The 23,384-nt window shown below is 59.0% G+C and carries 17 protein-coding genes, 1 tRNA gene and 5 pseudogenes; 18 read left to right on the top strand and 5 right to left on the bottom strand.

All coding sequences use genetic code 11. The features are described from left to right. Positions 1–65: 65 nt before the first annotated feature. Positions 66–377, bottom strand: a pseudogene (locus tag HF955_RS16445) (integrase core domain-containing protein); the annotation flags it as partial. A gap of 134 nt (positions 378–511) precedes the next feature. On the opposite strand from HF955_RS16445, the pseudogene HF955_RS16450 reads away from it, so the two are divergent. Both HF955_RS16450 and HF955_RS16455 read left to right on the top strand, forming a co-directional pair. Further along, positions 512–1,784, top strand: a pseudogene (locus HF955_RS16450) (IS110 family transposase). A 368-nt stretch (positions 1,785–2,152) separates the two neighbouring features. Then, positions 2,153–3,412, top strand: coding sequence for an IS110 family transposase (locus tag HF955_RS16455; RefSeq protein ID WP_035551926.1), 1,260 nt, complete (start codon positions 2,153–2,155; stop codon positions 3,410–3,412). Between the two features lie 252 nt (positions 3,413–3,664). Here the strand turns inward: HF955_RS16455 and HF955_RS16460 are convergent. Continuing rightward, a pseudogene (locus HF955_RS16460) lies at positions 3,665–4,222 on the bottom strand (IS3 family transposase); the annotation flags it as partial. A gap of 12 nt (positions 4,223–4,234) precedes the next feature. Beyond that, positions 4,235–5,497, bottom strand: coding sequence for a cytochrome P450 (locus HF955_RS16465; RefSeq protein WP_035551931.1), 1,263 nt, complete (start codon positions 5,495–5,497; stop codon positions 4,235–4,237). 134 nt (positions 5,498–5,631) lie between these two features. Between HF955_RS16465 and HF955_RS16470 the strand changes: the two genes are divergently transcribed. The 11 genes and pseudogenes from HF955_RS16470 to HF955_RS16520 all read left to right on the top strand — a co-directional run bounded on the left by HF955_RS16470 (position 5,632) and on the right by HF955_RS16520 (position 18,101). Further along, positions 5,632–6,417 carry a FadR/GntR family transcriptional regulator gene (locus HF955_RS16470; RefSeq protein ID WP_233348756.1) on the top strand — a complete coding sequence of 262 codons (786 nt, stop codon included), beginning with the start codon at positions 5,632–5,634 and terminating at the stop codon, positions 6,415–6,417. Positions 6,418–6,460: 43 nt separating this feature from the next. Further along, positions 6,461–7,636, top strand: coding sequence for a nitronate monooxygenase family protein (locus tag HF955_RS16475; RefSeq protein WP_051599952.1), 1,176 nt, complete (start codon positions 6,461–6,463; stop codon positions 7,634–7,636). After that, complete coding sequence (locus tag HF955_RS16480) at positions 7,633–8,823, top strand: transporter (protein WP_034766457.1); 1,191 nt, start codon at positions 7,633–7,635, stop codon at positions 8,821–8,823. Before HF955_RS16475 ends, HF955_RS16480 begins: the two co-directional genes overlap by 4 nt. Further along, the gene (locus tag HF955_RS16485; protein WP_081806136.1) at positions 8,820–9,281 is read left to right on the top strand and encodes a Zn-ribbon domain-containing OB-fold protein; all 462 of its coding nucleotides are present in this window, start codon (positions 8,820–8,822) and stop codon (positions 9,279–9,281) included. The genes HF955_RS16480 and HF955_RS16485 overlap by 4 nt, the downstream gene beginning before the upstream one ends. Positions 9,282–9,288: 7 nt before the next feature. Next, positions 9,289–10,539 (top strand): acyl-CoA dehydrogenase family protein, encoded by a 1,251-nt coding sequence (locus tag HF955_RS16490; RefSeq protein ID WP_034766456.1) that lies wholly within the window; start codon positions 9,289–9,291, stop codon positions 10,537–10,539. Beyond that, on the top strand, positions 10,539–11,630 hold the full coding sequence (locus HF955_RS16495) for an acyl-CoA dehydrogenase family protein (protein ID WP_034766455.1): 1,092 nt from the start codon (positions 10,539–10,541) through the stop codon (positions 11,628–11,630). The genes HF955_RS16490 and HF955_RS16495 overlap by 1 nt, the downstream gene beginning before the upstream one ends. Before the next feature lie 58 nt (positions 11,631–11,688). After that, the gene (locus HF955_RS16500) at positions 11,689–13,299 is read left to right on the top strand and encodes an acyl-CoA synthetase (RefSeq protein ID WP_034766454.1); all 1,611 of its coding nucleotides are present in this window, start codon (positions 11,689–11,691) and stop codon (positions 13,297–13,299) included. After that, positions 13,299–14,936 (top strand): NAD(P)/FAD-dependent oxidoreductase, encoded by a 1,638-nt coding sequence (locus tag HF955_RS16505; protein WP_034766453.1) that lies wholly within the window; start codon positions 13,299–13,301, stop codon positions 14,934–14,936. The genes HF955_RS16500 and HF955_RS16505 overlap by 1 nt, the downstream gene beginning before the upstream one ends. Before the next feature lie 2 nt (positions 14,937–14,938). After that, positions 14,939–15,907 (top strand): alpha/beta hydrolase, encoded by a 969-nt coding sequence (locus HF955_RS16510; RefSeq protein WP_233346312.1) that lies wholly within the window; start codon positions 14,939–14,941, stop codon positions 15,905–15,907. Between the two features lie 114 nt (positions 15,908–16,021). Continuing rightward, a pseudogene (locus HF955_RS16515) lies at positions 16,022–16,893 on the top strand (IS3 family transposase); the annotation flags it as partial. Positions 16,894–16,962: 69 nt separating this feature from the next. Further along, positions 16,963–18,101 (top strand): IS3 family transposase gene (locus HF955_RS16520; RefSeq protein ID WP_291075272.1). Its coding sequence is split into 2 segments (ribosomal slippage): positions 16,963–17,221 and positions 17,221–18,101, totalling 1,140 coding nucleotides; the frame shifts between segments, so codons are not numbered across the junction. A 6-nt stretch (positions 18,102–18,107) separates the two neighbouring features. Here HF955_RS16520 and HF955_RS16525 read toward each other — a convergent pair. Further along, on the bottom strand, positions 18,108–19,193 hold the full coding sequence (locus HF955_RS16525; RefSeq protein WP_291076681.1) for a DUF932 domain-containing protein: 1,086 nt from the start codon (positions 19,191–19,193) through the stop codon (positions 18,108–18,110). A gap of 220 nt (positions 19,194–19,413) precedes the next feature. Here HF955_RS16525 and HF955_RS16530 point away from each other — a divergent pair, with 220 nt between their 5' ends. The 4 genes and pseudogenes from HF955_RS16530 to HF955_RS18490 all read left to right on the top strand — a co-directional run. After that, the gene (locus HF955_RS16530) at positions 19,414–19,692 is read left to right on the top strand and encodes a hypothetical protein (protein WP_206740500.1); all 279 of its coding nucleotides are present in this window, start codon (positions 19,414–19,416) and stop codon (positions 19,690–19,692) included. Then, positions 19,689–20,048 carry a DUF6516 family protein gene (locus HF955_RS16535; RefSeq protein WP_009802169.1) on the top strand — a complete coding sequence of 120 codons (360 nt, stop codon included), beginning with the start codon at positions 19,689–19,691 and terminating at the stop codon, positions 20,046–20,048. Before HF955_RS16530 ends, HF955_RS16535 begins: the two co-directional genes overlap by 4 nt. Further along, on the top strand, positions 20,045–20,437 hold the full coding sequence (locus tag HF955_RS16540; protein ID WP_009802170.1) for a helix-turn-helix domain-containing protein: 393 nt from the start codon (positions 20,045–20,047) through the stop codon (positions 20,435–20,437). The genes HF955_RS16535 and HF955_RS16540 overlap by 4 nt, the downstream gene beginning before the upstream one ends. Beyond that, positions 20,434–21,474: pseudogene (locus HF955_RS18490) on the top strand (recombinase family protein); the annotation flags it as partial. The gene HF955_RS16540 and the pseudogene HF955_RS18490, both read left to right, overlap by 4 nt. A gap of 576 nt (positions 21,475–22,050) precedes the next feature. Here the strand turns inward: HF955_RS18490 and HF955_RS16550 are convergent. After that, positions 22,051–22,140 (bottom strand) — tRNA-Ser (locus HF955_RS16550). Positions 22,141–22,373: 233 nt separating this feature from the next. On the opposite strand from HF955_RS16550, the gene HF955_RS16555 reads away from it, so the two are divergent. Next, positions 22,374–23,318: a 2-oxoglutarate and iron-dependent oxygenase domain-containing protein gene (locus HF955_RS16555; protein ID WP_291076683.1), complete on the top strand. Its 945-nt coding sequence runs from the start codon at positions 22,374–22,376 to the stop codon at positions 23,316–23,318. Positions 23,319–23,384: the final 66 nt, after the last annotated feature.

The raw sequence follows: 23,384 nt of genomic DNA on the forward strand, positions 1-23,384 counted from the left end.
GGTCCGGCCCTGGGGTTAATATCCAGCGGCAATGACGTGCTTGGTCTGGTGGTCCGGCCTTGGCGTTAAAATCCAGTGGCGATTTTGACCTTGCCACCATGGCATAGGCCGGCGTTACGGGCAAACTCGTCGGGAGATTGCCCATTGTGAGCCATGTGAAGCCGGCTCTCATTGGAGTCGCGCCTCCACGCCTCGATCAGCCGCCTTGCCTCGGCCAAGGAGGCGAACCAGTTGATGTTGAGGCACTCGTCCCGGAGCGATCCATTGAAGCTTTCGACGAAGCCATTCTGCTGCGGCTTGCCGGGGCGCGAGAAGTCCATTCTGACCTTGTAATGATATGCCCAGAGGTCCACGATCTGGCCGGTAAATTCACTGCCATAGCACATTGGGAACCGATGTTCCGGAGGTCGTGACCGCCTGCTTGTTTCTCACATGCAGGCGGGCGGTCATGACCGAGCCTTCAGGTCTCTTACAGTGGTTTTGCCGACCACAACTGAAGAGGAGACCGGCCATGACCAAGACGCACCATAAGACAGGGCAACCCGTTCTGGTAGCGATTGATATCGCAAAGCATCGCAATGAAGTTCTGATCGCTGTCCCAGGGAGGCGACGCCGCAAACGCCTCACAGTTCGTAACGTGCGGGAAGATATCGACAGATTTGTCGAGACGCTCACCGCCTTTGGCGTGCCGGTTCAGGTCGGATTTGAGCCGACGGGCGACTACCATCGGCCGCTGGCGTGGCGGCTCCATCAGGCGGGGTTTGAGTTGAAGCTCATTTCTTCGCTGTCGCTGGCACGCACGCGCGAGGCGATGCACAACTCATGGGACAAGAACGATCCGAAGGATGCGCAGGTGATGCTGCATATGATGCAGACTGGGCTAACCCAGATCTGGCATGACCCGCTCGTGCACGGCGTGAACGACATTCAGGAGTTGTCGAAGACACATGCCGTCATATCGCAAACCAAGACGGAGTTCTGGCATCGTTTGAGAACACACTACTTGCCACTCTACTTTCCCGAGGCTGAGCGCTTCATGGGCAACTCGCGCAGCGATTGGTTTCTCGCCTTCCTCGAACAGTTCCCCACGCCGGGATCGATCACGTGCATGTCCGAAGATGCTTTTATCGAAGCGGCCTGGGGTGTTGTCGGCAAGAAGGCATCAATAGCTCGGTTGCTCGCTGATATATACGCCACAGCCGCTGATTCCATTGGCCTGCCGGTCGATCCGGAGACGCCAGCGATCCGCATGTTTTGTCTCGTTCTCGGTCAGGGAAGGCATCTGATTGCCCAACGTGATCAGATCGAACAGCAAGCCAGCGACCTGCTTGGAACACATCCGGACTTCGTACGCTTGAGGACCATCCCAGGCATCGGGCCGATCAACGCGCTCACCATCCTGGCTGAGGCCGGGGACCTGCGCCGCTTCGGGCATCACCGGCAGTTTCTTAAGTTTTGCGGATTCAACCTTTCGACTCAGCAGTCAGGCATATTCCGAGGACAGACCAAACTCTCCAAGTTTGGAAATGCCAGGCTGAGACGGACATTCTGGATGGCGGGACAGGTCGCCATTCGGCAGCGCGAGAACGGCTTCCGCGACAAGTATGAAAGATACATCGCCAGAGATCACAGCGATCCGCACCTGAAGCGCAAGGCACTCACTTCCGTTGCCGCAACGATCGCACGCACCGCACATTCGGTCATCAAGACCGAGACAGATTACCGCCCCTTCTTCGAAGGACGCGGTCCCAGGCGGAAGGACCCCGCTCTGCAAGTGCCGTTGAGGCATGCATCGTCACGACCTCGTAGATAATGTTCGGGTCTTCTGCCTGGGTATTCGGATCTCGTCTTAAGGACGGTGAGGGCCGCAATCCAGCGTACCCTGTATTTGCTATGGAAGAACTGATTCCTTGACGACAGAAGACGCCTGGGTGATTTTACGAACGAGCGGGACGCAGGTTCGCCGTCACGCATCAACGACCTGTTGGCTCATTCCAGCTTTCGTTCTTTTCATAGGACGTAGCACATTCGGAACCAAGGCAGGTCATGGCCGCCTGCGGCGCATTCCGCACGCAGGCAGGAGGCCATGACCGGGCCGCAGGACCTCTTACAGTGGTTATTCCAACCACCACCGAAGAGGAGCAGACCGGCCATGGCCAGGATTCATTCTATCGCACAGGATGCTGTGCTCGTCGCGATCGACATTTCCAAGAAGCGCAATGATGTTCTGATACAGATGCCTGGGTCGCCTCGACGGCGGCGTCTTGTTGTGCTCAACCAGCGCGCAGAGCACGACCGCTTTATTCAACGGCTGAAGGCTTTCGACCGTCCGGTTGTTACGGGGTTTGAGGCAACCGGTAATTATCATCGGGCACTGGCCTGGAGACTGGTCGATGCCGGCATCAAGACACGCCTGATCTCTTCCATGGCACTCGCTCGCCAGCGCGAAGCCATCCACAACGGATGGGACAAGAATGATCCGAAGGATGCCCAGGTTATCCTGCATATGCTGGCGACAGGTCTCAGCCAGGTCTATCTGGATCCCTTGGTCGCCGGCCTCGCAGATATCCAGGAGCTCTCGAAGACGCATGAGGCCGTGTCGAGAGCAAGGACGCAGACCATTCACCGGATCCTGACGCACTATCTGCCACTCTATTTTCCCGAGATCGAGAAGTTCCTGGGAAGCTCCAGGCGCGACTGGTTCTTCGCCCTGCTCGAGACGTTCCCGCCCCCGGCATCGATCACGGCCTTGTCTCCAGAAGCCTTCTCAGCCGCCGCCTGGGACATTGTTGGCAAGAAGGTTTCAAAGGCCAGGTTGATCGTGGACATCTGTGAAACCGCAAAAGAATCAATCGGGTTGCCGGTTCCGGTCGACAGCAGGGCCATCGCGATGTTCCGCATGGTTCTGGCGGAGGCGCGCAGCCTGAACCGCCAGCGCAATACGATCGAAGCGGAAGCTGAAGCCCTTCTGGGCGGAACCCCTGACTTCGAGGCCCTCAAGCAAATCCCCGGCATCGGCCCGATCATCGCCCTGACCATTCTCGCTGAAGCCGGCGACCTGCGCCGGTTTGGTCATCATCGCCAGTTCCTGAAATTCTGCGGCCTGGACCTCTCAACGCATCAGTCCGGCACTTTCCGGGGACAGACGAAACTGTCGAAATACGGCAACGCACGGCTTCGCCGGGCGCTCTGGATGGCCGGCCTGGTCGCGATCCGCCAGAAGGAGAACAATTTCAGGGATAAATATACGCGCTATATCGCCAGGGATCCGGACAATCCCGATCTCCGGCGCAAAGCGCTCACTGCGGTTACCGCCAAGATGGCGCGCACAGCGCATGCCATCATCAAGAGCGGAAAAGCTTACCGCCCCTTCTACGAAGGGGCGGTACCGGGCGGGAGAATCTCTCTCTGATGCGCGCCGTTGAGGCGCCAGTCTATCGGCGACCTCGTAGATAATGTTCGGATCTTCCGCTCGGATCGGCATCCCGTGTTAAGGACGGTAAGGACCAGCGAACCTCACTCGCATGGATCCTGTGTTTGCTATGGCTGCGAGCTCTTCCAGTGCGGCGGAAGCCCACCCGGTAATTGACTTCAAGACCCGTATCTGGAAACTACGGGACGAGGCTTTGCGCCCGAAACCTGCCAAAAGTTCAGAATGTAGGACGTTGTCCGAACGTATGTACCCAGGCGGTCCATGCACGACGAACAGATCGCCCAGCGTGTCGAGGACATCGCGGGAGTTCAGCTTGCGCTCGACGCGGATGGTGAGGCATTCGCGAGTGAACTCATCAATGACGCACAGCATGCGGAAGACCTTCCCATCATGCGTGCGATCCTGGACGAAATCATAGGATCAGACATGCCCCTTGTGCATTGGTCTGATCCGAATGCAGGAGCCGTCACTCAACCAGAGACGGCCACGTTTCGGTTGTTTCATCGGGACCTTCAGCCCTTCACGCCGCCAGATGTGATAGACGCGCTTCTCGCTCACATGCCAGCCACCCCGTCTCAGCAGGGCCGTAATGCGACGATAGCCATACCGGCCGAACCATTCAGCCAGGGTGATGATGGCCGCTGTCAGCACATCCTCATCCTGACGCGGCACGCGCGGCTTGCGCTGGGTGGAACGATGCTGGCCGATTACGCGGCAAGCCCGACGCTCGGTTGCGCCGAATGTCTCCACCACATGATCGACCGCTTCGCGCTTGCGTGAAAGGCTCAGTGGTGTCCCCAGTCAGCGAGCGTGGAGCCGCACAGGCAGTTTCGTGATGCCTCGCACAAGGTTCGAAAACAGACGCTCGGGCTCGCCGGTCACTTCGACCTTCGCGAAACGCTTTTGGATCTCTTCCCAGATAATCCTAAGTTGCAGTTCTGCAAGCCTGTTGCCCATGCAGCGATGGATGCCATAGCCAAAGGACAGGTGATGACGTGGGTTCTTTCGGTCGATTATGAACTGGTCAGCATTCTCGATGACAGACTCATCCCGGTTGCCCGACAGATACCACATCACCACTTTATCACCTTTTTTGATCAGCTTACCGCCAATCTCGTAATCCTGGAGCGCAGTCCGGCGCATATGGGTCAGCGGAGTCTGCCAGCGGATAATCTCTGGCACCATGCTGGTGATCAGCGACGGATCCTCATTCAGCTTGCGATATTCTTCAGGGTTCTGATTAAGGGCGAGCACGCCGCCGCTGATCGAGTTCCGCGTAGTGTCGTTGCCGCCCACAATAAGCAGCAGCAAGTTGCCCAGAAACTCTAGGAAGGGCATGTCCCGCGTCGCCGGAGAATGCGCCATCATGGATATGAGGTCGTTCTTGGGGTCTTGGTTAATACGCTGATCCCAGAGCCCTTTGAAATACATCGCGCATTCAATCAGTTCTTTGCGCCTTGCCTCATAAGATTCGACGATACCGGTTTCAGGCGCGGCCGTTGCGATGTCGGACCAGCGAGTGAGTTTGCGCCGCTCTTCCCAAGGGAAGTCGAACAAGGTCGCAAGGGTCATTGTGGTCAACTCGACCGAGACTTTATTAACCCAGTCGATTTCCTCACCAACCGGCAGATCATCAAGTATCTTGCACGCACGCTCACGGATTGTCGGCTCGAGCAACTGCAAGTTTGACGGCGCGACTGCGGAGTTAACGGCCTTGCGTTGCTGATCGTGCTTGGGCGGATCCATGGCGATGAACATTTCAAGCTCAAGCGCACCTTCCCCCGCATGCATGTCCTGAATGGCAATTCCGCCGAGCTTCGCTTCCGACGAGAAGACTTTGTGATTGGTGTCAACGGCCATGATGTCGTCGAACTTGGTAACCGACCAGTATGGCCCGACTTTGCTCTCAGGACAGTAGTGGACTGGATCCTCTCTGCGCAATCGGTCGAAAAACAGGCCAATTGTATCTTTCTGAAAAAGGCTCGGCCGTGAAACATCGATTTGCTCGATCGGAATGGTCGCGATTTTTTCGGCCGTGTTCAGCTCAATTGTTTCTATACTCATGTTCTATCCTTCAGTCCGTACGCGAAAATAGCGCGCCACCTTCTGACAAATTAGCGGCCCCGCAACATGCCACTTTTAAATATTATCATACATACTTGACGATTAGTTACAACCATGGAAGCTAAACGCTTGATTTGGCCGTTCATCAGATTAATTATGATAATATATTAGGTTCAAAGATGCAGCCCAGGGCCTATAACGCAAAGAAGGCAAAGCGTGCACTTTCGCTCGCACAAGACATCGTTCGCGACATTGAAGCTGGTGCACGCGTTGCGGGAGACCGGTTGCCACGCGAAGAAGAAATGCTCGCGCGGTACGAAGTCGCCAGAGCAACCTTGCGTGAAGCGCTCCGCTTCCTGGAGCTTCAGGGCGTAATCCACCTTCAATTGGGCCGTGGCGGGGGCCCGGTGGTTGCGCGCCCGCAGTCCGGTGATTTCGCAAATAGTCTTTCTCTCATCCTGCAATTCATGGAAGCAGACCTGAGGGGTCTGCTCGAACTGCGTGAAGCCATAGCGCCGGATGTTGCAGCCTATGCCGCCCAGCGCGCGACCACAGGCGACCTCAGCGCACTCGCCGATTGCCTTAAAGAGCTTGAGCGGAATGAGGCGGGAAGCCAGTTCGAGGAACTTAACCGTCGGTTTCACGACCTGCTCGGTTGGGCCAGCGGCAATCCGCTTTTCGGCCTTCTGACCTCCACCTTGCATTTACTGACCCGCGAATTTTCGCGCTCGCTCGGCTATTCCGCCCAGGAGCGCGCAGTCCAGTTGCGAATCCTGCGCCGCGTTCTGGAAGCGGTACGCACAGGTGATGCCCAGGAAGCGCGGCAGGCCATGGCCCGCCTTGTGTCAGGTTCGGCAAATTATTTAGCTGAACGAAGTCCTGATCTGGTTTCTCAAAAAGTGAGGTGGGGACAAATTTAGAAGACTTGCGAACCGCAATGTCTAAGACGGGAGAATAAATAACATGCCGCTACAAACGCGCATATGCGAAATTCTCGAGATCGAATATCCGATCTTTCTGGCCGGAATGGGCGGGGCAAGTGTCCCCGCGCTCGCGGCCGCGGTATCGAATGCAGGGGGGCTAGGCGTCCTCGGCGCCGCGGCGTGCTCGCCGGACCAGTTACGTAGCTGGATCCGTCAGACCCGCGAGATGACCGACAAGCCGTTCGGGGTGGATACGCTTCTGCCGGCCTCGGTCCGGCGGGGGTCGGCGCCGCAATCCGGTAACGCGCCCGCCAACCCGATGGCAAAAATCGACGAATACAAGGAGTTTACCCGCGATTTCATGGCGCGGGAGAACCTTCCCGAAGTCGATGCTGCAGCAGCGATGCGCGCCGCAGGTTCGCCGGATATGGGCAAGAGCCAGCTCCAGCTATTCTCGAGAGAATTCTTCGAGGCGCAGATGGAGGTGGTGATTGAGGAAAAGGTGCCGGTCTATGCCGCGGGCCTCGGCAATCCCGCGCCCTGGATCGACCGTCTTCACGCCAACGGCACCAAGGTCATGGCGGTGATCGGCAAGGTCAAGCATGCCGAGCAGGTGGTCGATTCCGGTATCGACATGATCGTCGCCCAAGGTCACGACGGCGGCGGCCACAATTCACCTATCGGAACCATGTCGCTTATCCCGCAAGTCGTGGATGCGGTCGGTGATCGGGTGCCCGTGATCGGTGCAGGTGGTATTTCAGATGGGCGCGGTGTCGCGGCGTCGCTGATGTTGGGGGCAGAAGGCGCGTGGATCGGCACCGCATTCCTCGCAACGGACGAAGCAGGCATCGAGCATTTTCAGAAGGAAGCAATCACCGAAAGCGGTGACGCGGATACCGTCGTAAGCCGCTCGTTAACCGGCAAGCCTGCCCGCATGATCCGTAACAAATGGGCCGATGCGTGGGTTGCTGCGGGCAAGGAACCACTGCCCATGCCTTTCCAGTCGATAATTTCAGGTCCGGTTATGGCTTCAGGCCTCAAGGCTGAGCGCAAGGATATCATGCCTGGCTTTGCTGGCCAGGGAATTGGCCTCATCCATTCGATCCGGCCCGCAGCCGAGGTGATGCGTGAACTTGTCGAAGGTGCGGAAGTCGCACTCTCCCGCTCGTTTGTCGGAGACATGCAGTCCAGCCAACAGGACAAGCATCAAAAATGAGCGCCACATCCACCTTCAATTTCAGTGACAGGTCCGCAATCACGGGCGTCGGTGAAACGGCATTCATCAAGGGCGCCGAAAATACCGCGGTCGACATGATGCTCGAAGCTTCCCGCAAGGCGATCGCTGATGCCGGGCTGAAGCCATCCGACATCGACGGCATGGTTCCGCCGCCGATCTACACGACATCGGAAGAAATGGCCGCCAATCTGGGTATCGACGTATTGCGCTATGCGGCTACCGTTCACATGGGCGGAGCCAGCCCGACGACAGCGCTCCAGAACGCGGCGATGGCGATCGCCAGCGGACTTTGTGACCACGTTCTCGTAACGCTGGGCTGGAATGGCTATTCCGCACTCAGGCCCAAGGCCGGTGCCCCGCCTACCCGGCCGATGAACATGAACACTCTGACCAACACCATTCAGGGCTATTACATTCCTTATGGCGTGTTCCTGCCGGTGCAGATGTATGCCTGGCTCGCCATGCGACATTCCAAGCTCCACAGTGTCGGGCCGGACGCGATGGCCGCTGTGGCACTCGCATGTAACCGTCACGCGCAGCTAAATCCGAGAGCCTTCAATTATGGCCGTACATTCGATCTCGAGGCATATCACTCGGCGCGCTGGATATCCGAGCCTTTCCGGCTCTACGATTGCTGCCTGGAAACCGATGGTGCCTGTGCGGTCGTTGTCTCGCGCATGGAACGGGCCAAGGACATGCGGCACGTGCCGGTAAGCATCGCAGGCGCGGCTGAGGGCCACCCCTATCCCGCCGACGACATCCCCTCGCGCCCCGACCCTTTCAAGATCGGCCTCAGCTATGCCGCCCCGCGCGCATTCGAGATGGCAGGCGTCACCCGCGAGGATATGGATTTTCTGCAAATCTACGACTGCTTCTCTTATATCGTGCTGTTGCAGCTTGAAGCGCTCGGTTACTGCGAACCCGGCGGTCAGAGCGAATTCGTCGCTGATGGCCAGATCGAGCTGGGTGGACGCTATCCCATCAACACCCATGGCGGCTTGCTGAGCGAAGCGCATGTCTGGGGCCTCAACCATGTTGTTGAGGCGGTCCGCCAGCTGCGCCACGATTGCGGCGAGCGTCAGGTCGCAGATGCCCAGACCGGCCTCGTGACCGGCTGGGGCGACCTTGGCGACGGGAGTATCGCAATCCTCAGGAGGTTTACGTGAGCGACAAGAACGAACTGCCGCCTAAAATGCGCTTCAAGGCGCAGAAGGCTCCGCCCAAGCCGAAACCGCGCCCGCAGGATCCTATCGAACAGGAATTCTGGAATCGGTGCCAGGATGGCCATCTCTATTTCCAGCGTTGCAGCGATTGCGGCACCCTCCGCCACCTGCCTCGTTATATGTGCGCGAAGTGTGGCTCACCGGAATTTTCGTGGGAGCGCAGCACTGGCAAGGGTACGCTTTTTTCCTGGACCATCACCCACCAGGCCCTGCACCCGGCATTTGCCGCCGACATTCCCTTCGTGGCTGCGGTGGTTGAACTCGAAGAGGGTGTACGCATGGCCACTCGTCTGATCGATTGTGACCATGATAGCCTCAGGCTCGACCTTCCTGTAGAATTGACATTCGAAACAATCGGGGACGACTTCCGTCTGCCCGTTTTCCGTCCCTGCGAGGAATAGAAGCGATATGGATCTCGATTACGGCCCCGAATACGACACATTCCGTCAACAGGTGCGCGATTTCATCGAAGCGCATAGCCACCTTGCGCCGCCGTGTGCGACTCGGGCAGCCCGCCCTTCACCCGAAGCCGTCAAATGGCAGAAGCTGCTGATCGAAAACGGGTACACTGCCCGCACGATCCCGGCGGAGTATGGCGGCTACGGCGCGGAACCCGACATCCTCAAATCGCGCATCATCTCCGAGGAGTTTTCACGGGCCGGGGTGCCGGGCGGGCTCACGAACCAGGGCATCTCGATGCTCGTCCCGACTTTGCTGGAACTCGGCACCGAGGAGCAGAAGCAACGCTGGATCGAACCCACGCTGAAAGGCGAGATCGTATGGTGCCAGGGCTATTCTGAACCCGGTGCCGGATCGGACCTGGCCAGCCTCAAGACCAGGGCGCGAGTCGAAGACGGCAATTTCGTCATCAATGGCCAGAAAATCTGGACCAGCACGGCGAAGCAGGCCGACATGATCTTCTGCCTCGTAAGGACCGAGCCCGACGCACCAAAACACCGCGGTATTTCCTACCTGATCTTCTCGATGGACACACCGGGTATCGAGGTTCGTCCTTTGAAGACGATGACAGGCCACGCCGAATTCAATGAGACATTCTTCACCAATGTCCGCGTTCCGGTGGACCAGATTGTAGGGGCGCGGGGCCAGGGCTGGCTCGTGGCGAATGCAACCCTCGGCCATGAGCGCGGAATGCTGGGTGATCCCGGCGCGCTCGAAAACCGGCTACAGGCACTGATCGCCCTGATGCAGGAAGAGCGTATCGGACAGGCCCGCGCAATCGACAATCCGGTTCTGCGAGATCGGCTGTTGGCGCTCCAGGCCGAGGTGTCAGCGATGAAATGCAATGGGATGCGTATCCTTTCGAACAGCCTCAAGGGTGAGTCAGGCGGCATGGCGAAGCTAATCGTCAAGCTGCAAAGCTGTGAGATTGCCCACCAGATTTCAGCACTGGCGATCGACGCCATGGGTGAGATAGGCACGCTTTACCATGGCAGCCCGCGAGAGCGCGAAGGAGGCGCGTGGCAATGGAACTACATGTTCCAGCTCGGTCTCATAATAGGCGGCGGCACCGCGCAGATTCAGAAAAACATCATCGCCGAACGTGGCCTCGAAATGCCGCGCGAACCGAAGCTCGCAAAGGTTTCGGATGCGGCGAAAGCAACCGCAGACATAGAGCGTCACAAACAGGGATCAGCCTAATGGATTTCGGATTATCTCAGGACCAGCAGATGTTACGTGATGCGGTTGCCCGTTGTCTTGCGGACACCTGCCCGCTCGATCATGTCCGCGAATGCGCCGAACTGGACAATCCACTCAGCGACAAAGTGCTCGGCGCCGTTCAGGACTTGGGAATTCCCGGAATGCTGGTACCTGAAGAGCATGGCGGCCTCGGTATGACCCTTCTCGACGCTGCCATAGTTGCCGAACAGCTCGCCTATATGGTCGCGCCAGTGCCTTTTCTCGCCAGTCATGTACTTGCGCCTATCGCGCTGAGCGAGGCTGGTAGCGAAGAACAAAAAGCACAATGGCTACCGAAGATCGCGAACGGCGAGGCGCGTATCGCTGTCGCGATTTCCGAGACGGTCGAGGCGCGCGACGGGGCGGGCGTTTCCTCTGCTGATGGGAAGCTCAGCGGAACCGCCCTGTTCTGCCTGGATTTCGAGGGAGCTGACGCTTACATCGTAGCCGACGCTGGCGGCCGGCTGCACCTCGTTACAGCCGATGCCCTCAAACTGGAGACGATCCGGCTGACGACCATTGATCGCACCCGCAGTGTCGGGGAATTGCGTTTCGAACAGACAGAGGCAGAACCGCTTATTGACGATAACGGCGCGACAACGGCCCGGTTGCGCGATGCGGGCCGTGTGATCTTAGCTGCTGACAGCCTTGGCGCAGGCCAGGCCATGATCGAAAAGGCTGTCGATTATTCTGGCCAGCGCGAGCAGTTTGGCCGGCTCATCGGCAGTTTCCAGGCCGTCAAGCACATGTGCGCGGAGATGGCCGCACGTCATGAGCCATGCCGCTCGCTTGTCTGGTATGCGGCCCACGCCTTCGATTCGATACCGGAGGATGCATCCATTTTCGCCTGCCATGCCAAATCACACACAGGCGAAGTCCATCGCTTTGTCGCCCGCACCTCCACCGAAGTGCATGGCGGAATGGGATTTACGGACCTGATGGGTCTTCATTACTGGTTCAAACGTATTGGCTTCGACCGGCAAGCGCTTGGAGGCCCCGAAACGGTGCGGGCCGAATTGGCAGCCCTACAGGGTTGGATAAAAGCCCCGTAATACACTCATTGTATACGGCTGCGAGATTTGCGGCCCAGTCTTGAAGGAATCAAGCAACATGATCGAATGGAATCTCGGCGACATTCTCGACGCAATCGAGCCCGCCATGCCTCAAGACGCTCCGGCCTTGATACACGGCGACCGGATCATCACTTGGCCCGAAATGTCCGCGCGCTCGAACAATGTCGCGCGCGCGTTGCGACAACGCGGAGCTAGCGACGGCGCCAAGGTGGCTTTCTACATGCGCAACCGCCCTGAATATGGTGAGCTGATGGCGGCCTGCTTTAAGGGGCGGTTGACTCATGTGAACATCAATTACCGCTATCGCCCCGAAGAAGTTTTTTACATTTTTGATGATTCTGACAGCGAGGTGATTATTTATAGTTCGGAGTTCCGTGACTGTATCGTCGAACTCAAGGACCGGCTCGGAAAGGTTCACACCTTCGTTGAAATTGGCGATGCTTCGCAAATCGCACCTTTTGCGATCCCTTATGAAATTCTCGCGCAGGAAGGTGATGGATCAGCGCTCGGCATCACGCGCTCGCCTGACGATTTGCTCTTCATTTATACCGGCGGCACGACAGGGATGCCCAAGGGCGTGATGTGGCGTCACGACGATATGCGCAAGGCGCAACTGGACGCCCAGAAGCTGCTCGGCCCCGTTCCGCAAACAGTCGAGGAAAACGTCGCCCTAATCACCAGTCAAGGGCCGGGCAGACGTACACTTCCCTCCTGCCCGTTAATGCACGGGACAGGCTTCATCACTGCGATCGGCACGCTCATGTCGGGCGGTGCCATCGTGACTCTGTCGGACCCATCTTTCGATGCGCTTGAATTGTGGGAGACGGTTGATACGCACAAGGTGGAAAGCATTTCAATTGTGGGCGACGCTTTTGCCAAACCGATGTTGCAGGCGCTGGACGATAATCCCGGTCGCTGGGACACAAACAGCCTTGTCTCCATTGTTTCATCCGGCGTGATGTGGAGCAAGGAGGTCAAGGCTGGCCTGTGCAAGCATATCCCCCAAGCGGTGCTGATGGACAGCTTTGGCGCTTCCGAAGGGCTCGGCTTCGGCCTCTCCGTCACAACCGCAGATGGGGGTACGAACACCGCGAAATTCGGGATCGGTGAATTCTGCGATGTCTTCGATGAATACGACCAGAAAGTAACGCCGGGCAGCGGCGTACCGGGATATATCGCTCGCAAGGGCGCAATCCCGGCGGGTTATTACAAGGATCCCGAAAAGTCCGCCAAGACCTTCCGCACTATCGACGGGGTGCGCTATTCGATTCCAGGCGACTGGTGCACGGTCGAAGCCGATGGCAGCCTGACCCTGCTGGGCCGTGGCAGCGTGTGCATCAACACGGCTGGTGAAAAGGTCTATCCGGAAGAAGTCGAGGAAGTCCTCAAGACCCATCCCGCCATCGCTGACGCGCTGGTCGTGGGCGTGCCGAGTGAAAAATGGGGCCAGGCCGTCATCGCCGTCGTGCACCTGAGTGGCGACGCTGCATTCGACGAGCAAGGCGTCAAAGACCATGTTCGTCAGCAATTGGCCGGCTACAAAACGCCAAAGGCCATCCATCCAACGGAAACAGCCCTGCGCGCATCCAACGGCAAGGCCGACTATGCAACAGCGAAAGCAATCGCCGAGCGTTTGACGGTCGCGTGATGAGCAAGCGGGCTTCTCCTGATTACGACGCCCTAATCGTCGGTGCCGGCTTCAGCGGCATCTACCTGTTACACAAGTTACGTAACGCCGGGTTCAACGTGTTGCTGGTGGATGCTGCGGCCGAGCCGGGCGGTATCTGGTATTGGAATTGCTATCCGGGCGCACGAGTGGATTCGCAGGTGCCGATCTACGAGTACTCAATACCTGAAGTGTGGAAATCATGGACCTGGAGCGAACGATTTCCCGGATGGAAAGAGCTAAGAGCGTATTTCCATCATGTTTGTAATACACTCAAGCTGTGGCCCATGATGCGCATGGGGTCACGGGTCACAGGCGCGAACTATGAGCAAGCGGCGCAGCAATGGCGCCTGCAACTCAACGGAGAGGAAACTGTTACGACACGGTTCCTCTTGCCCGCTATTGGTTTCGCATCAAAGCCGCATATCCCTGATTTTCCCGGCATTGAGGATTTCGAAGGCGAATGGTTTCACACGGCGCGCTGGCCACAACAGGGGGGCGATCTCAGCGGACGCAAGATTGCCTTGATCGGCACCGGGGCAAGCGGTGTGCAAGTCGCGCAGGAAGCCGCGAAGTCCGCATCGAAGCTGACCCTATTTCAAAGAACACCAATCCTGGCGCTGCCCATGCGGCAGCAAAAGCTATCAAAGGAAGATCAAGAACGCGACAAGCAGGATTATGCTGCTATCTTCGAAACGCGCAAGCAGACCAGCGGAGGGTTCGAATCTCAATCGCTGGACGTTTCGGCGCTCGAAGTTGACGAGAAAGAGCGCACCGCACACTTCGAATATCTGTGGCAGAAAGGCGGCCTCAGGTTCTGGTATCACAATTTCGCCGACCTGCTGATCAATCGCGAAGCGAACCGCTACGCCTATGATTTCTGGCGAAACAAGGTTTGCGACAGGATCTCCGATCCCAATCTTGTTGAACAGCTCGCGCCTTCCGAACCACCCCATCCATTCGGCACGAAGAGACCTTCGCTCGAGCAGTGTTATTACGAGATTTTCGCGCAGGATAATGTCGATCTGGTCGATCTGAAGGCAACCCCCATCACCCAGATCAAACCGCACGCGATAGAGACCGCTGACGGCGAGGTGGAATGCGACCTCATCGTTTACGCCACCGGCTTCGATGCCGGGCGCGGCGGCATGGTCGATATGAACATCACGGGGACGAACGGCCTGTCTGTTTCACAAGCTTGGGAAGACGGGTTACGCGCCTATCTCGGCATGGCGATAGCAGACTTTCCAAACATGCTGTTTGCATACGGTCCACTTAGCCCGTCAGGTTTCTCGAACGGCCCGACCAGCGCAGAGATACAGGGTGACTGGATCTGTGACTTTCTCGTCTGGATGCGGGACAATGACAGTAATCAATTCGAAGCCTGTGCGACCGCAGAAGCTGACTGGACCAAAATGGTTGCCCAGGCCGGCGCCATGACACTGTTTCCAGAAGCGAATTCCTGGTACATGGGCGCAAATATCCCTGGCAGGAAGCGTCAGCTGATCAACTTTCCAAGCGTGTCTGGATACGTCGCACTCTGCGAAGAAGTAGCGAACGAGGGGTATCGCGGCTTCATGATCGACAAACCCACCAGCAACGAACAGATGATGGAATGAGTATGTTAACCAAAGTGACAGTTTTTCCCGACGATATCAGCCCCGTCTGGGCTGGAGATGGTTCGCATCTGCCGGAATGGTTTGTGTCGGCCCTGAAAGTGCCGCGCGAGGAAGGTTATGTGGAGATCGACAATGCTAAAGTGCATTACTTTCGCTGGGGCGACCGCAGCAAGCCGAAAGTGCTTATGACACATGGCTTTCTCTCCCACGCGCGCTGCTTTGCCTTCATCGCCCCATTCCTCGCCGAAGACTATGACGTTGTCGCGTTCGATCTCGCCGGCATGGGCGACTCGGAGATGCGTGGGCAGGCCGATCCAGAAGCGAGAGGGCGCGAATTTGTTGAGATTGCCGAGGCGCTCAATCTGTTTGCAGATGGCCACAAACCCACCATCGTCGCGCACAGTTTCGGTTCCGGCGCAGCGCTCACTGCCGTGACGCAATCGCCCGATCACTTCTCCGGCCTCGTAATTTGTGATCTCATGGTCATGCGCGCCGAGCTCCTGGAGCAATACTGGAACCAACGCCGTTCCAGCCCGGGGTCAGGTGATCCTGACAAGCCCAAGCGGTCCTACGCGAGCTATGAAGAGGCGCGCAAAAGATACGTCCTTTCCCCGCCCCAGCCGGTTGGCGAGCCTTTCCTCCTAGATTACATGGCCTATCATTCTATGCGGCGCGACGGAGACAACTGGACATGGAAATTCTCACCCGAGGTATTCCGGCGAAGCAATAAGTCAGAGGAATGGCTCACTATCGGCCAGCGACTCGTGAATGCGCCGGGTCGCAAGACCATCGTTCATGGTGCCAAGAGTCAGCTCTTTACCAAGGATTCGGCTGACTACATCCGTGAGCTAGGGGGCGGTGACATCCCAATTATCGCCGTACCTGAGGCGCGCCACCATTTGATGCTCGATCAGCCATTGGCATTCGTGACCGCACTCCTGAGTATTCTGCACCTCTGGGAGAATAAGTAGACCAGCCCCTCATGCCGCTGAACCAAGCTTCGAAGTGACCTGCTCCCCGAAAAATCCCTCGTTTGAGGCTGGAGTTTTCGCGTAATGATCCCAGGCTGGGATGGAGCGAAAGCGATGAAGGCATCGAAGTTCACGGACGCACAGAAGGCGTTCATACTGAAGCAGGGCGAGGAAGGGATTCCGGTCGCGGAGGTGTGCCGCAAGGCCGGGATCAGCCAGGCCACGTATTTCAACTGGAGTGAAGCGGAATAGAAATCGCACTGCGATTTCCCGCAAAACAAGTATGGCGGCTTGTTGCCGTCGGAGATGAAGCGATTGCGGGAGCTCGAGGAGGAGAACTCCCGGCTCAAGCGGATCGTAGCCGATCTCACCCTCGACCGCGAGATTTTGCAGGACGTCATCAAGCGAAAGCTTTGAAGCCTGGCCGCAAGCGCAAGCTGGTCAACGAGGTGTGTTACGACTGGACGGTCTCGATCCGGCGGGCCTTCGGGCTCCTGGTCCTCGATCCGAAATCCTATCGCTACACCTCTCGCCGGCGCGACCAGGCTGCTCTGGAACTGCGCATCCGGGAGATTTGTGAGACGCGTGTCCGATACGGCTATCGGCGCGTCTACGTCATGCTGCGGCGTGAAGGTTGGGTAATCAACATGAAGAAGGTTCGACGGATCTACAACGAACTAGGCCTGCAATTACGCAACAAAACGCCGAAGCGATGGGTCAAGGCCAAGCTCCGGGACGACCGCAGGGAGGCAACAGGCTCCCACGATGCCTGGGCGGTGGACTTTGCGCACGACCAGCTGGCGAGTGGCCACAAGATACGCATACTGACGCTGATCGACATTTACTCACGCTACTCGCCTGTCATCGATCCGCGGTTCAGCTATCGCGGCGAGGACGTTGTTGCCACGCTCGACCGTGTGTGCGGCAAGATCGGCTATCCGAAGACGATCCGGGTCGACCAAGGGTCCGAGTTCGTCTCCCGGGATCTCTGGTCTGCCCCCACAAAAGTGGTCCATTATTTGAGTTAGTTCCGGCTTCAGATATGGAGCTGAAACATGGGTAAGAGATCAACGCCTGAAGAGATCATCGCGAAGCTGCGGGAGGTGGAGGTGCGCCTCGCGCGCGGTGAGACGGCAGGCCAGGCTGTACGTTCGATTGGCGTGACAGAACAGACCTACTACCGGTGGCGCAAGGAGTATGGCGGGCTGCAGGTTGGCCAGGCCAAACGGATGAAGGAGATGGAGAAGGAGAATGCGCGCCTGCGTCGCGCCATCTCTGATCTGACCCTCGACAACCAGATCCTTCAGGAAGTCATCAAGGGAAAGTTCTGAGCCCTTCGCGCAAGCGCGAAGCGGTCGATCATGTGGTGGAGACACTCGGCGCAACCGAGCGCCGGGCCTGCCGCGTGATCGGCCAGCACCGTTCCACCCAGCGCAAGCCGCGTGTGCCGCGTCAGGACGAGGATGTGCTGACAGCGGCCATCATCGCCCTGGCCGAGCGGTTCGGCCGGTATGGCTATCGCCGCATCACAGCCCTGCTGAAGCGCGATGGCTGGCATGTGAACGAGAAGCGTGTCTATCGCATCTGGCGGCGTGAAGGGCTGAAAGTGCCAATGAAACAACCAAAGAGGGGCCGGTTATGGCTGAATGACGGCTCGTGCGTGCGGCTGAGGCCGATGCACAAGGGGCATGTCTGGTCGTATGACTTCGTGCAGGACCGCACCCATGATGGCAAGGTGGTCCGCATGCTGTGTGTGATTGATGAGTTCACCCGCGAATGCCTCGCCATCCGCGTCGAACGCAGGCTCAACTCCCGCGATGTGCTCGACACGCTGGGCGAGCTGTTCGTCGCGCATGGACCGCCAGAGCATATCCGCTCCGACAATGGCCCGGAGTTCATCGCCACCGCGCTGCGTGACTGGCTTGGCCGGGTCGGCGTGAAGACGCTCTATATCGAACCGGGTTCACCATGGGAAAACGGTTACTGCGAGAGCTTCAACTCCAAGCTCAGAGACGAGTTGCTGGCGAGGGAAATCTTCTTCGATCTCAGGGAAGCCCAGATCCTGATCGAGGCTTGGCGGCGGCACTACAACACCGCGCGCCCACACTCTTCTCTGGGCTACCGACCACCTGCTCCACAAACCATCTTGCCCGCGGCGTTCATACCGCCTTACTGTGGGCAGGTGGCGGCATGAACGCCGCTACATGGAAACCGCCGGACTAACATTACTGGTGGACCACCTCGGTGGGGCAGAGCACGCCTTGGAGAAGCCCCGTTTGCGGAGGAAGTCGGTGCGGTCATCGTCGCTGTGGGCGACGATGCGCTCGCGCGCTGCTCGAATGCCTTCGACGAAGGGTCGCGGCGAGGAGTCAGCGAAGCGGGTCAGCGCCGGCGCCGCCTCGTGCGCGAAGCGATTGGCGGCGTATTTGGAATGTCGGATGCTAATTTCCTGGAAGTCCTCAACGCCCCAGAGATTGCGGTTCTGGCAGACGGCGCGCAGATAGAAACTGGCGATGCCGAGCGTCTTCGCGCCGACTTCAGAATTCCAGCAATAGAAGCCCCGGAAATAGAGATCGGGAGATCCGTCGGACAGCTTGCCCGCCTCGATCGGGTTCATGTCGTCGACCAGGAAGAGGAAGACGTCTCGGTCGGAGGCGTAGAGCGTGGTCGTGTCCTTGGTGATGTCGACCATCGGATTGTAGACGCCGCTCGACCAGTCGAGCGTGCCGGGCACTTTCCAGCGCGTATCGCCAGTTCCGTTCCCCGCGATCTTCTGCACGGCCGCCACGAGTTCGTGGTCGTAGATGCGGCCATAATCCGGGCCGGTGACGGCGCGCAGTTCCGTGCGCCCGTCTTCGGTTTCCAGCGTCTTGATCTGCTCGGCTCGGTGCGAGGTGAGCCCGTATTGCAGGTTGATGCCCGCAAGCGGCGCCGGGAGCTGGCGCAGATAGGCCGCCGGCGCGCTGACTAGGCTGGCGAGCTGGCCGAAGCTCCAATGGGTCGGCGCGACCGGCGCCTCGGCGTCGGGCAGGATGAGCGCCAGGTTTTCCGGATCGTCGCGATGGGCTTCAACGCGGATCGCCGCGCTCTCGACTGTCCGCGTGCGGCTGCGCTCGGCGCGGCCCTTCACCGACGCGTAGAGCTCCGACAGGGACAGATAGCGCTCGTCATTCGGCCGGGAAAACCATTCCGAGGAGACGCGGCCGATCCGCTCTCCGCGCGAGATATCGACTTTGTAGCCGCCGCTCGCGTCGCGCCGGCCGTCCAGGGTTTCAAGGTTGGTCATGGGTCAATCTCCGCGACAGGTCGGCCGAGAGCCTCTCTCTCGACCTCCAAACCCGTCACGGCGAAAGCCGCCGAACTCTTACTCTTTATCGGGGAACATGTTCGTCTTGATTGGCCAGGCATTTGGCGCAGCACCGCCGAACACCTGTCTTCGCCGCCATTGACGCTTCACCCGGATGCGGAGCATTTCTCCGCGTACTACGGGGCGGCACAGTCGCTTCATGTCCAATTCCGTACCCAAACGCCGGCAGCGTTCGCGCGCGGCAAAAATTGATCTTTACGACTACGCGCAGATTCCGGAACCGAAGCCGCGTGGACGTCCCGAACCAGAGTTGACCGACTGGCGCGTCACCGATGAGTGGCTGAAGCGCGTGCCGGTCACTTCGTCCGAAGTGGATGTGTTTGAGGCCTGGTTCGGTGATCTGTTCGACGATTTGTTCGGCCCCTTGGGTTCGGTTGGCTCCTTGACAAAGTTATCATCTAAAGATAACCTAATATGACAGAGGAGACATACGATCCGAGCCTTGACGCCTTGCTCGATCTCGATGGCCAGGTGCTCGTCATCGACCCTGCGGGCAGGCATTGGGTGAAGTTCGTCGTTACGCGCGTGCCCGTTAGCCCGGAGAAGCCCCATGGGCTCGACTATTCGCTGACGCTGCACGGACCTGACGGCGAGCGGCTTGTCGGCTTCGACAATGCTCATCCTGTCGGCCGCCGCAAACGCGGAGAACCGCAGGATCACCGCCACCGGCTCCGGACCGTGCGTCCCTATGACTATCAGGATGCCGCGAGCCTGATCGTCGATTTCTGGGAGACGGTGGATGCAGTGTTAAAGGAGCGAGGCGTACTGCAATGACGACGTTGAAGATCGGCATCGCCGATTATGAGGAGATGAAGGCCCGCACCATGCGGATCGCCCGCGGCGAGCAAAAGCCGGGGCCGGACGATCCGAAGGTATGGTTCACATCGACCGAGTCCTTTGCCCAGGTGCTGTCAGCCGGTAATCGCGAACTGTTGCGGACCATCGCCGAACGCGCACCGGCTTCGCTTGACGAGTTGGCGGAGATGACTGGGCGCGCCAAATCGAACTTGTCGCGAACGCTGAAGAAGATGGCCGAATACGGTTTGGTCGAGATGGAACCGGAAGGGCGCCGGCGGCGTCCGCGAGTCCTCTACGACCGTGTTTCGCTTGATCTGACGTTGACCGGCGAGGAATGGCGAAAGGCAGCGGGAGGCGCATCATGAACGCACCGCAAAACGCCGTGAAGCTCCGCGCCGCGCTTTACCTGCGCGTCTCGACGACGCGGCAGGCCGAGCATGACGTCTCGATCCCTGACCAGAAACGCCAGGGCGAAGCGTGGTGCGAGGCGCGCGGCTACGAACTCGTCGAGACCTATGTGGAGCCAGGAGCGTCAGCAACGAACGACAAGCGCCCCGAATTCCAGCGCATGATCGAGGCGGGTACGTCCAAGCCCTCAGCCTTCGACATCGTGGTCGTCCACTCATTCAGCCGTTTCTTCCGCGACCATTTCGAGCTGGAGTTCTACGTCCGGAAGCTCGCCAAGAACGGCGTCAAGCTCGTCTCCATCACCCAGGAGATGGGCGACGATCCCATGCACGTCATGATGCGCCAGATCATGGCGCTGTTCGATGAATATCAGTCCAAGGAGAACGCCAAGCACGTCCTGCGCGCGCTCAAGGAAAACGCCCGCCAGGGCTTCTGGAACGGCTCGCGCCCGCCCGTCGGCTATCGCGTGGTCGCGGCCGAACAGCGCGGCGCCAAGACCAAGAAGAAACTGGAGATCGATCCGCTGCACGCCGACACGATCCGGCTGATCTATCGCCTCGCCCTGGAAGGGGACGGAACGCGCGGGGCCATGGGCGTCAAAGCGATCGCCACGCATCTCAATGGCAGGGGCATCTTCACGCGAGACGGCGGCCGCTGGGGCATCGGACAGGTTCATCGCATCCTGACCCGGCGGACCTATATCGGCGAGCATCAATGGGGCAAGCATCGCAAGAACAAGGAGCCGACCAAGCCGGAAGACCTGGTGACGGTTCCGGTTCCGCCGATCATAGACCGCAAGACCTTCGACGCCGTGCAGAAGCTGATGCAGGCGCGCAATCCCAAGGTCGCGCCGCCACGCGTAGTGACAGGACCAACCTTGCTGACGGGGATCTGCTTTTGCGGCAAGTGCGGCGGCGCCATGACCATCCGCACTGGCAAGAGCGGGCGTTACCGCTACTACGCCTGCTCGATCAAGGCGCGTCAGGGCGAGACTGGCTGCAAGGGCCGGACAATCCCGATGGATAAGCTCGATACGCTGGTTGCTCAGCATCTGGAGGAGCGTCTGCTGACGTCTGATCGGCTGGAAGAGGTTCTCGTCGATGTGCTCGACCGACGGCAAGAGCGCGCTGAGCGCCGCCGTGAGCACATCGCCGAACTGAACCGGCGGGCAACGGAATCGGAGCTGCGGCTGAAACGCCTTTACGACGCCATCGAGATCGGCGTCGCCGACCTCGACGATCCGGCGCTGAAAGAGCGCATCGCCGGTCTGAAAGTCCTTCGTGATCAGGCGAAAACCGACGCGGAACGCGCCGAAGCCATGCTCGACAGCGCCACTCATCAGGCCGTCACGCCGGAAATGATCGAGAGATTCGCCGCAGCGGCCCGCGAGAAAATGCGGTTGGAGGGCGGCGGCTATCGGCGCGATCATCTGCGCGCGTTAGCTCAGCGCGTCGAGGTCGACGAGCGCGAAGTGCGCATCATGGGATCGAAGAACGAGCTTCTGAGAACCCTAGCCGCCGCAAATAGCGCAGAATCGGCGGCGAACGGCGTGCCCAGTTTTATACCGAAATGGCGGAGAGGAAGGGATTCGAACCCTCGATACGCGTTAACGTATACGCCCTTAGCAGGGGCGCGCCTTCAGCCACTCGGCCACCTCTCCAGCGCCTGAAACCCCTAGAGATATTGGACCTGAGGGGCAAGTGTCGATTCTCTCTGATTGCAGTTTATGACCGGTTACCGGGTCACTTCGTTTAGATTGGTGCCGGATCTGGCTGAACCGCGCCCCACGAATACAAGGCGCTGCAACATATGTGGGCTTACGTATGGCGACGCCGCCGGCCTGTGCTAGTTTGCGGCAAACCTGTACCAGATCCCGCGCCCAGAGACCCCTGCATGACCACCGACTACTTCAAACCCGTTCCGTTTTCCCTGTTCCGTACCGACAAGAAGGCATTCGGCGACGCGCTGTGCCGGTCCTTCCGGGAAACCGGCTTTGCCGTGGTCTCCGGTCACACCGTCGATCCCGAAATCATTGCCCGCAACCTGGAGGCCACAAAGGCCTTCTTTGCCCTGCCCGACGCCGCCAAGCTGAAATATGACGGGCGGACCGGCGGCGGCCAGCGGGGCTATACCGCATTTGGATCAGAAAACGCCAAGGGCCACGCCAAGGCAGACCTGAAGGAATTCTGGCATACGGGTCGACAATTGCCGGAAGACAGCCCCTATCGCGCGACGATGGCAGATACGCCCAGTGTGCCGGATGTACCCGGATTTGATGCGGCCACTCGCGGCCTGTATGACGCGCTCGACTCCATGGGCCGGGAGATTCTGGAAGGGGTTGCCCTGCATCTCGGCCTCGACTCCGCCTGGTTCGAAGACAAGGTCGAATTCGGCGATTCCATCCTGCGGCTGCTGCACTATCCACCCCAACTGACCCCGCCGCCCGAAGGCACGGTACGCGCCGGCGCTCACGAAGACATCAATGTGATCACGCTCCTGCTCGGGGCCGAGGAAGCCGGCCTGCAGGTGCTTCACAAATCGGGCGAATGGCTTGATGTGAACCCGCCGGAAGGCGCGCTCGTGATCAATTGCGGGGACATGCTGCAAAGGCTGACGGGCGGCGTGCTGCCCTCGACCACGCACCGTGTGCTCAATCCCTCGGCAGAGCGCGCCCGTTTTCCGCGCTACTCGACCCCCTTCTTCCTGCATTTCAATCATGACTATCTGATCGAGGCCCTGCCGGGCTGCGTTGCCGAAGGGGGCACGGAATTTCCGCCCATCACCTCACGGGACTATCTCATGGAGCGTCTGCGCGAGATTGGACTCGTCAAGGCCTGAGGCCGTTTCAATTACCTGACGCTTCCTGGATCGTGCCACTCCGCATGGCCGGAATGTTAACGTTGA

The organism is Hyphomonas sp., assembly GCF_017792385.1.
In the GTDB taxonomy this organism is placed as follows: domain Bacteria; phylum Pseudomonadota; class Alphaproteobacteria; order Caulobacterales; family Hyphomonadaceae; genus Hyphomonas.